This window comes from Olivibacter sp. XZL3 (assembly GCF_004368405.1).
Taxonomy (GTDB): Bacteria; Bacteroidota; Bacteroidia; order Sphingobacteriales; family Sphingobacteriaceae; genus Olivibacter.
The window spans coordinates 35,786-50,025 of the sequence record NZ_SBJH01000004.1 but is presented as its reverse complement, the minus strand read 5'-3'; the positions used below and the strand labels follow the sequence as shown (position 1 = coordinate 50,025).

The following is a 14,240-nucleotide window of genomic DNA, read 5'->3' as shown; positions in this document are numbered from 1 at the left end:
ATTTCTATAGCTAAAAATTAGTAATGGTGTAATTTAATTTCAAGTAAAAGGCTCTTCCTGGTTTTTGCACGGCAAAATTGTCGTAAACCTGTCTGTTAAAAATGTTTTTAGCATCAGCACTTAGCACAAGCTTCTTATTTGGAAAGAAATAACTGGCGCCGATATCTTGTATAAACTGTTTAGGCGTTCTGAACTCCTCAAGATCTATCCAAGTAGTATAAAACCGGTCTACGAAGCCGAAATTGTAGTAGATGTTTAAGGAGGAGTTTTTCTGCACCAAGTGGCTGAACGTATATTGCGCCATACTATTGATCGTAAAGAAAGGTTCGTTTGGCAGCTGTTTATTATAGTTGTCGTATTGATTTCCACGGTCGTCATACCGTATATTGAAGACCTGATTAAACCTCGACGCGCTGAATAGAATATTCAGCTTGTCGTTGAACACATAGTTTATCTCCGCTTCAAAACCGATGGATTTTGTTTTCCCCAAGTTTTCATACGGATTTGTTTGTAGTGCATCATTTATTCTGGGATTGATTCTTTGCACAATCTTATCCCTGGTGTCGCGCAGAAATCCGGCGGTAGAGAAAGACAGTCGGTGCTGATCAAGTTGGTATGGCCCTAATTTGAGGCCCAAGTTGAAATTATTACTGATTTCTGGCCTGATGTTAACGTTCTCGATGATATTGTCGCCCGGACTGCCGAAGATTTCGTTTTCTGACGGCATGCGGACCGCTTTCTCGGCGGAGACAAGTAATATGAGTGTCGGATTTAAAGCATAAGAGGACGCCAATCCATAACCCATTATTGTTTTATTACTGTTCGCCCGATCTTCTGTACGTACTTGCTGCCCATTCTCACTAAGCAACACCGGATCGACCCGGTCGATCTTCTGTTGGTAGTATTTCCCAAAGAGATTGGTTTTTAAACGCCTCTCGAAAGTATTTGCCTCATAGGCAAGCGAGACTACGTTTTTCTGTAAATCCCGTGTCCCAATGAATTCCCGTTCCACGGCGCTCCGCATATCGTCACGTTCTTTCCGATCTATCGTGTAGAAAATATGGTTTAATACCAATCGGTGATTCTTTGTTACGTAATAGTTTAATCCTGAGCGAAAGGTAGTGACTTTACGGTCGATATGGAGAATGGTGGCAGCCCCCTGCTGTGCCCCGGTGGGTCTTAATATGGGGTTGCCATCCAATCCTACACTTTTTTCGCCGAACCAGTTGTAGTTCCATCGTACTGTGTCGTTGACCACTTGGCTGCGATCGCTGTGCATGCCATTGAAGGTAAACTCGAGGTTTTTAGTTAGGAAGTCGCGTTTCCGATAGTTTAGGTTTAATACATTTGCCTGGGATTCCGTAAAACGACCTTTATAGGGTATAGTCATGTAGGTTCCGTGTTGTATTTCATTGTAATCGTCAGATCCATTGTATCCAATAAAGAATTGGTCAGCCCATTTTACGTCCGTAAAGCCAAGTTCAATTTGCCCACCCAAGGAGCGATATGCGTCATTAAAGCGCCTTGCTCTAACGTAGTCATAGCGCCCATTGGGCAAGATGTTTCTGACGAATTTTCCCCATACTTCATAGTCGTTATCTGAGTAATTATGAAACCCGGATGCCTTTACCGTAAGGCCAGATTTACTATCGCGAAACAATCCACTAAAGTTGGACTGGATGGTGTTGAACGACCCGTAAGAAACTGAAGCGACGAGGTTGTTACTCATGCCTTTTTTGAGGATGACATTAATTGCGCCGCCCATCGCATCGTCAGCTAAGTGTGCGGGTATCACCCCTTTGTATACTTCAATTCGTTCAATCAATGCCGGAGGGATACTGTTTAGACTAAATGATTCTCCATATGTAGAAATCGGGATACCGTCAACAAAAATCCGCACCGAGTTGCCCGACATACCGTTCAGATTATAATTTACCGCCGAACCTAGCCCTCCATTTTGACGAACCCGTACACCTACGGTTCTGTCGAGCAATTCATTCGTTTGAAAGCTTCTCAGTGAGGCACCTTGCGTTTCGATCACATTGACCGCAAACCCCTGTGTTTCGATCTCCCGTTTGGTAGAACTTCCTACAATCTGCACTTCATCCAGCGCAACGTCTCCTGTAGCATCAATTGTTACATCGACATTTTGCTTGGGCTTATCTATCAAAACGGCTATTTTCTGTGGTTTTATTTCTAAAGACGAAACCAGGATTTTATGATCACCAAACGGAACATTTCTTAATTCATAAATCCCTTTATCATTTGAAATACCGACGATGGACGTCCCACTCACCTTGATGGTTACATGACTCAGTGGTTTTCCGTTTTCTAACTGCACTTTGCCTTTAATCGTGCTTAACTGCGCAAATAATAAATTCGACAATGAAGTGAACAGCAGCGTTAGATAAAATTGCTTCATTTATAGTTGGCTAAGGGTTTTAATTGAGTTGATTCTTTAGTAGCATAGCAACGACTGACTTGGCGCACAATGTTAGTCGTTAGCCGGGAAGGTATAGGTGAAAAGCCTTGTACAATACGTAGAATTTTTTTTCGATACATTTTAGTTTATTAATAGCTAAAAAATCGTCACTTATCTAGATCGAGTCTAATTTGTTGTTATATTTGTGCAAAATAAAGTATAATAAGTCTAAATAAGACGACCTCATACGGAACAAGAGTGACGCTAAACGGAAAAAATGTTAAGATTCGGATTTTCGGTCAGTGATCAGCAGATACAGTTTGCGCTTCAGTATAACGAGCAAATGCTGAATTTAGAAGAAGGGCTTCGTAGTGTAGTCCATCGATCGTCAACAGACGATAAAGGGCTCAGCGAGTTTGCCTATTTGTTCAATGGTATACGTATCCGCTACGCTAAATGGGATGTTGGGCAGTTAACAGAGCTAAAGATGCATAACGAGCAAGCTTTTGTGCAATTGCGAATCAATTTAAGCGGGGAGAGCCTATTTTCTACGGACAACAAATTGCAGTTAACATTGAAAGCACAGCACTGCAATTTGCTGTTTTTCCCTGTCGGCAGCCAAGTTGTGGATCGTTTTCCCCTGAACGGCGATCAGGAAATATTTAGAATTGATTTGCATACAGATTTGTTTCTTAAATATTGTCCAGAAGGAAAATCCGACTTTCAGTTTTTTAGGGAGATGGTTGGAAGCGATAAGTTGGCGGTTTTATCAGAAAACGCTATACCCTTGAACGCGCAGATGTACACCATTATACAAGAGATAATGTCATGCGGTAAATCCGAACTTTTTCGTCCTGTATTTTTGAAGATCAAAGTTGTTGAGTTGCTATTATTGCAGTTAGAGCAGTTTGAACAGCTTCAACAGCTAGGGAAAACGTACGTCGGATTGAAGGAGGCCGAGTGGCAACGGATGCAACAGGTGAAAGAGATCTTAGACACGCAATATGAGCTCGACCATTCCTTACTGAGCCTAGCCAGACGTGTCGGAACAAACGATGCGACCTTGAAAAAACACTTTAAGTTGGCCTTTGGAACAACCGTGTTTACCTATTTGAATGAAGTGAGGATGTTGCGTGCAAAAACCTTGTTGGTGGAAGACAAAGAAAAAGTAGCCGTTGTAGCGGCAAAGGTGGGCTATAAGCACGCCACACACTTTTCTGCTGCCTTTAAAAAATACTTCGGCTACTTGCCCACGAAAGTAAAATTCGCTTGGTTTTCGTGTTTATTTGATTGCGGCGTGTTAAGCGAAATAGATTTCGCTTTTGCGTCCTGCATCTAATTTTTGCTTTTTTCGTTATCTGTTCTAGCACCCGAATCTGCCGAACGTGCACCCGCATTAGGTAGTCCTTGATGTCGTTTTAATACTTTTTGATCGTTAAAAGATTTGTCAGCGGTAGTAGTTCCTACAAATGGGGCTTTTGGGTTGGCCGATTTTTGTCCTGATTTCATATTAAAGCTCCTTTCTATTCATGTTTAACCTGATTCTTTTAAAGTAACAAGGCGATCGTATAAATTGTTTATTGTAAGGTGAAATAGCTACCTTTGCGGATACTATGGGAACTCTATTGGATTCGGGAATAAAGCCTTACAATCATTACGGGGCTTATCTTAAAAACAAATATCAAGATAAGCGGGTTTTTAAGATTATTGTGGACGGAAACTTCACCTGTCCCAACCGCGATGGGAGCAAGGGCTACGGCGGTTGTTCCTATTGTAATGTTGATTCCTTTACGCCCGATAGTGCGCGAAAGTTGCCCACGATCAAAGAGCAAGTGGAACAAGGTATGGAAAGGGCGGTGAAAAGTTATCATGCCGAAAAATTCGTGATTTATTTTCAACCGAATACGAATACCTATGCACCCGTGCATTATTTGAAAGCAATGTACGACGAGGCTTTAAGCATTGCACCCGAAAACGTGGTAGGTTTATCCGTGGGCACCCGGCCCGACTGCATCGATTTCGAAAAAGTAACTTTATTGGAAAGCTATACTGATCGGTATGATGTGGATCTGGAGATGGGAATGGAGTCGATTTATAACGAGACCCTGAACAGAATTAATCGGGGCTGCTCGCACGAAGAATTGGAGAAAGCGCTCAATTTGGTGCAAAACAGTCCACTGGATATTTGCGTCCATACGATTTTCGGATTTCCCTGGGAAACCAAGGAAATGATGCTTAAATACGCGGAAGAAATCAACCGCTTTCCACAAATCAAGTTTGTCAAATTGCATCACCTGCACATCGTAGAAGGCTCTATTATGGGGGTTCAATACAAGCGTAAACCTTTCCCTCTTTTCAGTTTAGAAGAATACGCAGATTTCCTCTGTGAATTTATTCCTTTATTGCGCCCTGATATTGTGATACAGCGTCTTTTTGGATTAGCCGACCAGGAATTACTCATCGCTCCTAATTGGGGTCGAGGAAAATCGAGTATCCAAACCTTTATAGACAAACAACTGGAAGAGAGAGGCGCCATTCAAGGATCTCAATTTACAGATCGGTCGGTTTCTGCTAATACGTTTTAAACTCATTTATTGGCGTAAATTGAATTGCTTTTAATTTCCAAAAATGTATATTCGTAGCGTACTTTCAAAAGTACTGGAAAGAAACTATATTAAACGTACTATTCATGACTAACATCCAAACCTCTTCCTCTGGCCAGCGATATATCGTGCCATTAATTACATTAACGATATTATTCTTCATGTGGGGATTTATTACCTGTATGAATGATATTCTGATTCCCTATTTGAAGCAACTGTTTAGTTTGACCTTTTTTGAGTCGATGCTTGTACAATTCTGCTTTTTTGGTGCTTATTTTATCGGATCGATGATTTATTTCATCGTGTCTTCCAAGTGGGGTGATCCGGTAAATAAGATCGGATACAAAAAATCCATCATAGCAGGAATTATTCTTTCAGCTGTGGGATGCGTATTATTCTGGCCAGCGGCTACTACATCGTTATACGGACTGTTTTTAACGGCACTTTTTGTGCTGGGATTGGGTTTTACCATTTTACAGATTACCGCAAACGCTTACGTTTCCTTATTAGGCCCGGAAGATGGAGCTTCCAGCCGACTTAACATGACCCAAGCTTTTAATGCATTGGGAACCACCATAGCGCCCGTATTGGGAGGACATCTTATATTCGAGTTCTTTGCTGATGGCGATTCAATCAGTCCACAGGCCACACGCGTTCCGTACCTGATTTTTGCGGCTATTTTACTGTTGGTTGCATTGTTTATTTCAACGGTTAAGTTACCTTCTTTTGAGTCTAGCGATGAAGAGAAGGATGTAAAAGGATTAGGGGCTTTGAAGTTTGCGCATTTACGATTGGGGGTGCTCGGGATCTTCTGTTATGTAGGTGCAGAAGTGGCAATCGGCAGCTTTATCATCAGTTTTCTGGAACAAGAACAAATTATGGGCTTTACTGAATCGATCAGTAAAAATTATCTTTCGCTTTATTGGGGCGGAGCTATGATAGGCCGTTTTTTAGGCGCTATTTACCTCAACCATAACATAAACTTCGCAAAGAAGCTCGTTTATATGGTGGGAATGGCAGTGTTGGTGTTCCTTTTGATATTTAGCTTAGTAGACTTGACCTTTTCGCAAGTGAGCTTCTTCCTGGTATTTATTGTATTGAATTTGCTTGGTTTCTTGATCGGAAAGGCGGCTCCGGCCCGCACCTTGGCAATATTTGCGGGGGTTAATGTGTTGCTCTTGATTTCCAGTATTATGAACACTGGCGCTTATGCGATGTATTCCATATTGGGAATCGGTATTTTTAATTCCATCATGTTTTCCAATATATATACGCTCTCGATTGCCGGACTGGGAAAATATACGAGTCAAGGATCTTCTTTGTTGGTGATGGCGATTTTAGGAGGAGCTATTGTTCCGGTTATTCAAGGCGCCCTAGCCGACCAATTAGGCGTTCAGTTGTCGCTTATTTTACCGGTTATTTGCTATATTTACATCTTTGGCTTCGGAATTTACTGTTCAAAAAAGTTAAAGAATGTCGAACAAGCGGGCCCTGTAGCGGGAGGGCATTAATTACAGAAGGCCTTTTGTAAAGTTATTATCAGCTAATTAGCTCAAGCGCTAATTAGCTGTTTTTTTTATTGTTCATCATTGATTTCTATCCAGTGCCCATCTGGATCCTGAAAATATATCTGATGCACACCGTCCACTCTGGTTGTTACTTTTCCTTCTTCACCCGGCCAGTCAAAATAAGTAACTTGATGATTTTCCAGGTTCTTGATGAATGCCTTTATATCTCCTGTGCTAAAACAGAGGTGGTCATTCTTTTCGCGTTCGACGCCTTTCTTTGCTCCTTGAATTAAATGAAGGCTTCCGGCACTGCCCAACGTAAACCAAGTATGTAGGCCGTCGTGGAAGGGTTCCGGTATTTCGGGAAGCTGTAAGACGTCTTTGTAAAAAGCTGTGCTTTTTTGTAGATTTTCGACATATACAGCAATATGATTCAACTTTAAGGGATTTTTTTGTTGGGCTTTTAAGGTCGCTGTTCCGAAAAGGAAGAAGCTCACTAATAAAATTCCGGCTGTTTTCATGTAATAATCGTTTAATATAAAGGTTAAGACTCTGGTATTCCGTAACTGTCCGGCAATATAAGCAAATTTAAGAACACTGTGCTGGTCAAATCTAAAGATAGAAGTCCGCTAAAAATTATCAGTATGTATTTGTTGTTTGCTATTTTTTTTAGTATTTTGCCGACTAAATAGTTACGATATGAGAGGTGGATATGCTGAATTGCCCTTGCATTATGGACGGGTTCCCAAGTGGCTCGCTGAAAGGATGAGCCTTTTGGGAGGCGCTATTGTGGAAGCAATAATATTGGAGTATGGACGCGATATGTTTCTTCGTAAACTGAGCGACCCCTGCTGGTTTCAATCTTTGGGATGTGTGTTGGGTATGGATTGGCACTCTTCGGGTATTACGACCTCTGTTATGGGAGCGCTTAAGGCCTCGGTTAACAAGCGATCGGAAGAATTAGGCGTTTATATTTGCGGCGGGAGGGGAAAGCACTCCCTAAAAACACCCGATGAGCTTACTCGGATAGCAAGTGCGACCGGCCTTGACGGGGATAAGCTTGTACGACATAGTAGGTTAGCTGCGAAGATCGACAATACAGCCATTCAAGACGGATTTCAACTTTATTTGCATGCTTTTGTGCTGAGCATTGACGGAAACTGGTCGATTGTTCAGCAAGGAATGAATGCAGCGAGTAAACTGGCGCGGCGTTATCACTGGCATGCGCCGGAGGTGTATTCTTTTGTTGAGGAACCCCATAGTTTCGTTTACGGACACAACCAAGGTCAGATACTAAACCTGACTGATCGAAATGCTGCTGTCACGAGAGACGCAATACTTGCCATCAGCAAGGAGCATCCGGATTATATTTTACGGGAGGCCAGGAAAATCATCATGCCTTCGCACCATCATGTGAGTGAGAAGGATGTGAATTTGAAGCGCTTGGGGACGGTACTGGCATTAGCCCAAGAGAAAGGAGTAGGCAATATGGAGGAACTACTCTTGTTGGAAGGTCTGGGCCCTCGAACCTTGCAGTCGCTAACCTTGGTGAGTGAAGTGATTCACGGTACGCCATGCCGTTTTAACGATCCTGCCCGGTTTTCATTTGCGCATGGGGGCAAGGATGGACATCCGTTTCCTGTTCCTACGAAAATATACGACACCTCTATTGAACTGCTTCAACAGGCACTTGACAAGGCAAAGATCGGTTTTAAAGAGCGTTCGGAGGCAATCAAGAACCTCTCGAAAGTAGCCCTGCAAAAAGAGAAAGATTTTGTTCCGAACCACCAATTGGATCAGCTTATCGCCCAGGAAAGGGCCGCGTCTTGGAAATACGGAGGCAGAACCGTCTATGGAAAGGCTCAGAGACCAATACAAACAAAGAATCAGTTAAGTCTGTTTTAAGTACCTATGAATAGCAAAGATTTAGATTATACCAACTTAACTATATCAGAGGCGACCGTTATACAGAACAAGCTCCGGGATTCGCTTACTCATGTGCCTTTAGATAAAGAAATAAAAACGATTGCCGGAGCGGATATTTCCCTTAACCGCTTTAGTGATGTTATTTATGCCGGGATTGTCGTGCTCGATTTCAATACCTTGAAGCCTTTAGCTTACTCTTTAGTGAAGAGCAAAACCTCTTTTCCTTATGTGCCGGGCTTTTTAGCGTTTAGGGAAGTTCCGGCGTTAATGGAGGCTTACGGTCAAATGTTGACTAAGCCCGATGTAATTATGGTGGACGGGCATGGCGTAGCTCATCCGCGACGGCTGGGAATTGCAGCTCATTTGGGTGCGTTGATCGATGTGCCCACGCTTGGTTGTGCTAAAAAGAAGCTGTATGGAAACTTCGAAGAACCTTCGATTTCCAAGAACAGTTTCAGTCCACTGATGAGTAAGGACGAGCTGCTGGGCTATGTAGTACGTACGAAGAACAAGGTAAAACCTGTATATATTTCGCCGGGTAATCAGTTAAGTATGGAAGACAGTTTGCAAATCGCGCTACATTGCACGCGGAACTACCGGCTTCCGGAGCCAACGAGGAAGGCCCACGAATTTGTGAATCGATTTCGAACAGGCCAATTGAAAGAAGGGTTCTTTCAATTGGAGGAGAGCCAAGCTTTATTTTGATGGGTTAAGCGGGCAGCTTAAAGGCCTGTCTCGCAAACAGCTTCCAGCGCTCACCTTGCTTTTGAAAGACAAGCAAGACGCCGATTCGTACGGAACCGGGCTTGCCCCCATCATTGGTTTCACCGCTCAAAATGTGGTGAACGGTTGCTACCTCGCCAGAGATGGTGACCGTTTGCTCGCTTAGATTTATAGTCACAAAATCTGATTTTCCTGAAGTGAGACTTTCTATGAAGGTGGCTTTATCTTCATGGTTGCCGCTAGAATGCCAATAATTTAGATTGTCTGCAGCGATAGCGTCCAGCGCGTTCCTATCCCCATTGATCATTGCTAGCCGAAGGTCTTCGACTGTTTTTAGCAACTGTTTCTCTTCTGCCGTTTGGCCGTAAGTCAATGTGCCGGATACGATCATCGTAAAAAGTAGGAGTATTTTTGGTCGTAGCATAGGTGTTTTTTTAAAACAAACATATGCAATTTTATCCTTCTATTCAACCCCAATTTTAGGCCTATTTAGCGAGCCCCGGATGATCTTCTCTCAAAATATCAGGTTTTACGGCTGAACCTGCAGGATTAGCGCCGGTAATGTCTTCCTCTTCTATTTTACGTCCGGTAATAGAGGAACGGTTCGCCTCTTTAGCTGCGTTTTTGTCCTGCTTTGTTGGAACTGGTTCTTTCTCTTTGTCTGTTTGTTTTTTGCTGAGATTGCTCATATACTTTTATTCTTTTTGTCTTACCTATTATAACATATTTAGCCCTTGAGGGTTTGCTTTATTTTGATTGACCCAGCTTACCAAGCGGCGTTAAACTGCTAGATCGGCGTTGCCCGTACCGACCCCGACTAGGTGAAAGGGCTATATAATCGCACTGTTTTATGTAACACTGGTCGTTTCGCAGCGTCTAAGGAGAAAAAAAGGCCATGCTAATAACAACGACACCTAATGTAGAAGGTAAAAAAATAGTAAAGTATATCGGCTTAGTGAGTGGCGAAACGATCATCGGTGCTAATTTTATCCGCGATATCTTTGCAGGGATAAGAGATTTCGTAGGCGGTAGATCAAATTCTTACGAGAAGGTTTTAAGGGAAGCGAAGGATACAGCAGTATTTGAAATGCAGCAATACGCTGCTTCTATAGGAGCAAATGCCGTCGTGGGCGTAGATTTGGATTACGAAACGGTGGGAAAGGGCGGAAGTATGTTAATGGTCACGGCCAGCGGAACAGCGGTTGTGCTGGCGGACTAATTGAAACAAAACGTTAAAGTTATGTTAAAGGTTTGCTACTTGTACGCAAATATGCTTCGATACATTATCTTTGCTGCATCATAATTTAGGTTTATAATTAGTTAATGAGAGCCTCTAATCTCCCAGATTAGAGGCTTTTTTGTATCCAGGCTGCGTTGGCTATTTGCTGCTAAAGAATTGACATGATCAGGCCAAGCAGGTTTGTTGACCATGGTCGGAGTTATCTCCTTTAATCGATACTGTTAGACCTTATGTTTCATTGACCTCTCGGGCAAGAATAATTTTTGCAGTTACCAGCGTTTGGCCGACATGGCGTTGTGTATGTTCTGCCGCGTGGAAAAGAAGACCCATACAGGTTGTTGGAATTTTCTTTCTGCCGATACCTCTTTCTTCTGTTAAGGTTTCCTCCGGTATTGCTTTCAGTTCGTCAACGGCCTCGGAAATGCGAAGTGTAAGTTGTTCTAATAGGGTAACTGTGTTGAGCAGCTCGTTCTTTATGCCTTCACCTTGCAGATAGCGGAATTGTGCGTCGGATAAAGGCTGTTGTTTTGCATAAGTGAACATACGGTCAATCACGCCTGTGATATGTTGTATGTGAAATGCCACAGAAGCTACGCCTGCCGGCCTGTCCCATAGTCTTTCATCGGGAAAGTCGGTCAGGAGCTTTGTTAACTCTTCTTTTGCCTGAAGTAAAGCATGTGCCACTGGTTGAAGCAGTGGCGGAACGCCTGCAATGGGGCCGCGCATCCAAACTTCCAAGGGAGCTTCCATCATTTTTATAACAATTATGATTACAATTTAGTAGGCTTCGCTGCTGTTTCCGAATTGGCAGACCAATACTCGTTCAACGTAGCCAACATCCTTTCGCGGCCGATTTCGATGAGGTATTCGGCTCTGTGATAATCCCAAACACCTATTACATTTCGAGGGATATGAACAACAATATCTGGCTTGTATAGGTCGATAGATAACTCCGTAATTTTTCCAAGCATGGTAAGTATAGCTTTTTGTGTTATGGTTAAATAGCCTCCATACTTACTATTCGCTTTCGCTACGGAGAATGTGGTTTCTTCCGGCGCGTTTACATCGACGGCTACTACGATCTTGCTTTCGTCGGTACTTGGGAGGTGGTTAAGAGGGAGCGGATTTATTAAGCCGCCGTCTACTAAAATATTATCCATGTGGTTGACCGGTGTAAAAACGCCCGGGATCGCTATAGACGCGCGGACCGCGTCAAAAAAACTTCCCTCCCTAAAGACAATTTCTTTCTGGTGTAAGATGTCTGTTGATACCGCTACGAAGGAGATGGGCATGTTTTCAATGTCAATATCCGGAATGAAGGTTTTAATTTTATTAAAGATTTTTTCTCCCTTCATTACGCCGGAGCTGCTCCATGTAAAGTCCATGAGGTTAAAGACGTCTCTTCGTTTTAATGTTTTCAACCAGTGGGTAAAATCGTCCAGCTTGCCCATGGCGTATAAACCGCCAATGAGACTGCCGATGGACGAACCTGCAATCGATTTTATTACAAAGCCTTGTTCTTCCAACGCTTTGATAGCCCCTATCTGAGCAATACCGCGCGCTCCACCACTGGATAATACTAAGGAGATAGAAGTTTTCATCGTGTATCCGTATAAGATATATGCATTACATGATTAGACAATTTCTGAAAAGTCGTTTATAGATCTTTCCAATGTGTCGTTGAAGCTAAGATATAGATAATGTTGCTAAAGATTGCTAAGAATTGCATATTGACTAATATATCCTGTATACGGTGATGAAAATAGAGGTGGAAAAAAGAAATTTTGTAAGTCTTGATTTCCTCTCAGCGCTAGCAACGTATTGTTTTATGCCGCGATAGAGCCTATGTTAAATCAGCATATGGACGGATTTGGTTTAGGCGGTTAGAGCTGCTTGTAGTATGGTAGGGAGGAAGTGCATGTTTGTTGAGCAGCGCTGTCGGCGCTTACTTTGCTTTTTGCAAAATATTAGTTATCTTGCAATGAAGATAGCTAATTCTTTAATTTGATTGCCGTTAACGTGGAAGTTCTCGTTGAAAAATACATTTATTGACGTATTTCTGTTAGAGAGTTTCATTTATTTCAGCTTACCTTTTCATCCTTCTTTATAAAACTGAAAGCTATGGAAATAGGCGTGATTAAGTGGTTTAACAATACAAAAGGCTTCGGCATAGCAGATGCTGTAAATGGTCAGGTCTTTGTTCATATCAAGAGTTTTAAGTTAAAGCCGACGAATTTATCTTCTCGTGATGCGATTTTGTTTAAACGGCGTGTAGATCCGAAAAGCCATAACGCTGTTGCCATTCATTCGCGTTTGGTAGGCGAGGTACATGACTGGGAATTGATTGCCACGCTTGCTTTAAAGGGCCATAACGTGGCGAAAGAACCCGGAGCTAAAACTCCTGTTGCGAAAACCAATCATTTATCACTTGCCGAGCTGGCTGCATACCAATATCTTAATGGGAAATCACGCGAGCAGATCTTCCAGGAAACAACCTCTTACTTCACAACTAAATTGCCGGATGATAAGTTTTTGTTTTACGGTGAATTTCTAGAGAAGGTGTTTACCAGAAGTATGGGTTTGGAGAAAAGGAACGAGCTGTTGGCCCGTATTTTTAATTTCTTTGGAAAACATGTTAATGAGCGAAAACTGTTTTTGGTTTGGAAATCTACTAAATTCCGATACATAGGTCATCTCGAAGCCGATGATTTCGAAATTCCAGAAAATATTCTTGTGCTCTTCGCCGACGAACTGAGCGTTGCGGAGTTAGTGCGGATTCATACATACAGCTATGGGGATATATTTTGCAATGAGTTAGTTGCTAAAAAGTTGCAGGACACGGCGAGTCTTACAACAGAAGAGATTAAAAAACTGGAGACGATCAGTCAGGTTAAATTTTTCAAAGACTAGCTTAAGCAGAATTGTGTGAGGAGAGAAGTGTGCTAAAAAACAAAAAAATTAACAGCATATAATATTCTGCATATCGGGCCGTTATTTTATCAATAGGTTTAGGTTGATAAAAACACATGTTTTTACCCGGTATCCCAAATGCCGGGTTTTTTTATTGAGTATTAACGGTATTTGTCGTTTAACCCGATGCCGTCGCTGATCAACGGAATAATTTTCTCTAATCTGCTTTGCTTTGTCTTTTCCTGCTTGGCAGTCGCAATATATTCCGTGAATTCTCTTTGTTGCGTTTTGTTTAACCGGGTAAAACGCGCTTTTAGTGTGGCGTCGCTCTCTAAAACATCCATTAATTCTTTTGGGATGATAATCGGTTTACTTCTATCTGCCTTCATTTCAAGCCCCTTTTCTTGGTTATCAATAGCCTCCAAGATATAGGCTCGGATAATGTTCAGATCAGCTTGATCTACGTTGGTAAAGCGCATTTGACGCAGTGCTTTTGTGGCTCCGTCTTGCGCATTGATAAGTAATTTATATTTGTCTTTTAGGAAAACACCTTGGTAAAACCAGATGCCGAAATAGGACTTAAAGCCAGCCAAACCGACAAGATTTTTCCCTTGGTATGTATAAACAGGCCCGCCCCATTTGACCTCTTCTTTCAGGCCGGTCGACATAATCAGGTCTCTTAATAGTTTGAGCTCTTCTCTCCAGCGTTGTTGTGCCTGATAAAAGGCATCTGCCGTTTTAAAAACTTCCATGGTGAACCTCCTTGTCGTCGAAGATAGGATAATTCCAGCTTATGCCGCAGTTTCAGCGAAGAAATTATGAGTAAAGACATAGTAATGTATAACTCAATCAGGATTTATTCATCAACCTGCATAGCTATTCAGGATAAGGCATCGTACTGGAATGTT

At 42.3% G+C, this 14,240-nt stretch carries 15 protein-coding genes; 7 read left to right on the top strand and 8 right to left on the bottom strand.

Features of this window, described 5'->3' with window-relative positions:
- Positions 1-10: 10 nt before the first annotated feature.
- Positions 11-2,422, bottom strand: a complete 2,412-nt coding sequence (locus EPX21_RS00980) for a TonB-dependent receptor plug domain-containing protein (protein WP_134087814.1) — start codon at positions 2,420-2,422, stop codon at positions 11-13.
- A gap of 277 nt (positions 2,423-2,699) precedes the next feature.
- Between EPX21_RS00980 and EPX21_RS00975 the strand changes: the two genes are divergently transcribed.
- Positions 2,700-3,761: a helix-turn-helix transcriptional regulator gene (locus tag EPX21_RS00975; RefSeq protein WP_134087813.1), complete on the top strand. Its 1,062-nt coding sequence runs from the start codon at positions 2,700-2,702 to the stop codon at positions 3,759-3,761.
- Here EPX21_RS00975 and EPX21_RS22560 read toward each other — a convergent pair.
- Positions 3,758-3,931, bottom strand: coding sequence for a hypothetical protein (locus EPX21_RS22560; protein WP_166670647.1), 174 nt, complete (start codon positions 3,929-3,931; stop codon positions 3,758-3,760). The genes EPX21_RS00975 and EPX21_RS22560 overlap by 4 nt on opposite strands.
- 104 nt (positions 3,932-4,035) lie before the next feature.
- On the opposite strand from EPX21_RS22560, the gene EPX21_RS00970 reads away from it, so the two are divergent.
- Complete coding sequence (locus EPX21_RS00970) at positions 4,036-5,007, top strand: TIGR01212 family radical SAM protein (protein ID WP_134087811.1); 972 nt, start codon at positions 4,036-4,038, stop codon at positions 5,005-5,007.
- A 104-nt stretch (positions 5,008-5,111) separates the two neighbouring features.
- Positions 5,112-6,536, top strand: coding sequence for a sugar MFS transporter (locus EPX21_RS00965; protein ID WP_134087810.1), 1,425 nt, complete (start codon positions 5,112-5,114; stop codon positions 6,534-6,536).
- A gap of 65 nt (positions 6,537-6,601) precedes the next feature.
- Here the strand turns inward: EPX21_RS00965 and EPX21_RS00960 are convergent, their stop codons facing one another.
- Positions 6,602-7,054, bottom strand: a complete 453-nt coding sequence (locus tag EPX21_RS00960) for a VOC family protein (RefSeq protein WP_134087808.1) — start codon at positions 7,052-7,054, stop codon at positions 6,602-6,604.
- Between the two features lie 178 nt (positions 7,055-7,232).
- On the opposite strand from EPX21_RS00960, the gene EPX21_RS00955 reads away from it, so the two are divergent.
- Together EPX21_RS00955 and nfi are read left to right on the top strand one after the other, a co-directional pair.
- A complete protein-coding gene (locus tag EPX21_RS00955; protein WP_134087806.1) occupies positions 7,233-8,438 on the top strand; it encodes a DUF763 domain-containing protein in 1,206 nt (401 codons plus the stop codon).
- 6 nt (positions 8,439-8,444) lie between these two features.
- Positions 8,445-9,164, top strand: a complete 720-nt coding sequence (gene nfi / locus EPX21_RS00950; protein WP_134087804.1) for a deoxyribonuclease V — start codon at positions 8,445-8,447, stop codon at positions 9,162-9,164.
- 4 nt (positions 9,165-9,168) lie between these two features.
- On the opposite strand, the gene EPX21_RS00945 is transcribed toward nfi, so the two are convergent.
- Both EPX21_RS00945 and EPX21_RS00940 read right to left on the bottom strand, forming a co-directional pair.
- Positions 9,169-9,606, bottom strand: coding sequence for a nuclear transport factor 2 family protein (locus EPX21_RS00945; protein ID WP_134087802.1), 438 nt, complete (start codon positions 9,604-9,606; stop codon positions 9,169-9,171).
- Positions 9,607-9,667: 61 nt separating this feature from the next.
- Positions 9,668-9,871 (bottom strand): hypothetical protein, encoded by a 204-nt coding sequence (locus tag EPX21_RS00940; RefSeq protein ID WP_134087801.1) that lies wholly within the window; start codon positions 9,869-9,871, stop codon positions 9,668-9,670.
- Between the two features lie 206 nt (positions 9,872-10,077).
- Here EPX21_RS00940 and EPX21_RS00935 point away from each other — a divergent pair, with 206 nt between their 5' ends.
- Positions 10,078-10,401 (top strand): heavy metal-binding domain-containing protein, encoded by a 324-nt coding sequence (locus EPX21_RS00935; RefSeq protein WP_134087800.1) that lies wholly within the window; start codon positions 10,078-10,080, stop codon positions 10,399-10,401.
- A 249-nt stretch (positions 10,402-10,650) separates the two neighbouring features.
- Here the strand turns inward: EPX21_RS00935 and EPX21_RS00930 are convergent, their stop codons facing one another.
- The gene (locus EPX21_RS00930; RefSeq protein WP_370450914.1) at positions 10,651-11,175 is read right to left on the bottom strand and encodes a DinB family protein; all 525 of its coding nucleotides are present in this window, start codon (positions 11,173-11,175) and stop codon (positions 10,651-10,653) included.
- A 17-nt stretch (positions 11,176-11,192) separates the two neighbouring features.
- Entirely contained in the window at positions 11,193-12,023 is an 831-nt protein-coding gene (locus tag EPX21_RS00925) for a patatin-like phospholipase family protein (protein ID WP_134087798.1), read from the bottom strand.
- 520 nt (positions 12,024-12,543) lie between these two features.
- On the opposite strand from EPX21_RS00925, the gene EPX21_RS00920 reads away from it, so the two are divergent.
- Positions 12,544-13,332, top strand: a complete 789-nt coding sequence (locus tag EPX21_RS00920) for a cold-shock protein (protein WP_134087796.1) — start codon at positions 12,544-12,546, stop codon at positions 13,330-13,332.
- Between the two features lie 161 nt (positions 13,333-13,493).
- On the opposite strand, the gene EPX21_RS00915 is transcribed toward EPX21_RS00920, so the two are convergent.
- A complete protein-coding gene (locus EPX21_RS00915) occupies positions 13,494-14,084 on the bottom strand; it encodes a YdeI family protein (protein WP_134087795.1) in 591 nt (196 codons plus the stop codon).
- Positions 14,085-14,240: the final 156 nt, after the last annotated feature.

What these genes read in the sequence shown, in the direction of transcription:
- EPX21_RS00980 (WP_134087814.1), bottom strand. Translation starts at nt 2,422, where the DNA reads ATGAAGCAATTTTATCTAACGCTGCTGTTCACTTCATTGTCGAATTTA.
- EPX21_RS00975 (WP_134087813.1), top strand. Translation starts at nt 2,700, where the DNA reads ATGTTAAGATTCGGATTTTCGGTCAGTGATCAGCAGATACAGTTTGCG.
- EPX21_RS22560 (WP_166670647.1), bottom strand. Translation starts at nt 3,931, where the DNA reads ATGAAATCAGGACAAAAATCGGCCAACCCAAAAGCCCCATTTGTAGGA.
- EPX21_RS00970 (WP_134087811.1), top strand. Translation starts at nt 4,036, where the DNA reads ATGGGAACTCTATTGGATTCGGGAATAAAGCCTTACAATCATTACGGG.
- EPX21_RS00965 (WP_134087810.1), top strand. Translation starts at nt 5,112, where the DNA reads ATGACTAACATCCAAACCTCTTCCTCTGGCCAGCGATATATCGTGCCA.
- EPX21_RS00960 (WP_134087808.1), bottom strand. Translation starts at nt 7,054, where the DNA reads ATGAAAACAGCCGGAATTTTATTAGTGAGCTTCTTCCTTTTCGGAACA.
- EPX21_RS00955 (WP_134087806.1), top strand. Translation starts at nt 7,233, where the DNA reads ATGAGAGGTGGATATGCTGAATTGCCCTTGCATTATGGACGGGTTCCC.
- nfi (WP_134087804.1), top strand. Translation starts at nt 8,445, where the DNA reads ATGAATAGCAAAGATTTAGATTATACCAACTTAACTATATCAGAGGCG.
- EPX21_RS00945 (WP_134087802.1), bottom strand. Translation starts at nt 9,606, where the DNA reads ATGCTACGACCAAAAATACTCCTACTTTTTACGATGATCGTATCCGGC.
- EPX21_RS00940 (WP_134087801.1), bottom strand. Translation starts at nt 9,871, where the DNA reads ATGAGCAATCTCAGCAAAAAACAAACAGACAAAGAGAAAGAACCAGTT.
- EPX21_RS00935 (WP_134087800.1), top strand. Translation starts at nt 10,078, where the DNA reads ATGCTAATAACAACGACACCTAATGTAGAAGGTAAAAAAATAGTAAAG.
- EPX21_RS00930 (WP_370450914.1), bottom strand. Translation starts at nt 11,175, where the DNA reads ATGATGGAAGCTCCCTTGGAAGTTTGGATGCGCGGCCCCATTGCAGGC.
- EPX21_RS00925 (WP_134087798.1), bottom strand. Translation starts at nt 12,023, where the DNA reads ATGAAAACTTCTATCTCCTTAGTATTATCCAGTGGTGGAGCGCGCGGT.
- EPX21_RS00920 (WP_134087796.1), top strand. Translation starts at nt 12,544, where the DNA reads ATGGAAATAGGCGTGATTAAGTGGTTTAACAATACAAAAGGCTTCGGC.
- EPX21_RS00915 (WP_134087795.1), bottom strand. Translation starts at nt 14,084, where the DNA reads ATGGAAGTTTTTAAAACGGCAGATGCCTTTTATCAGGCACAACAACGC.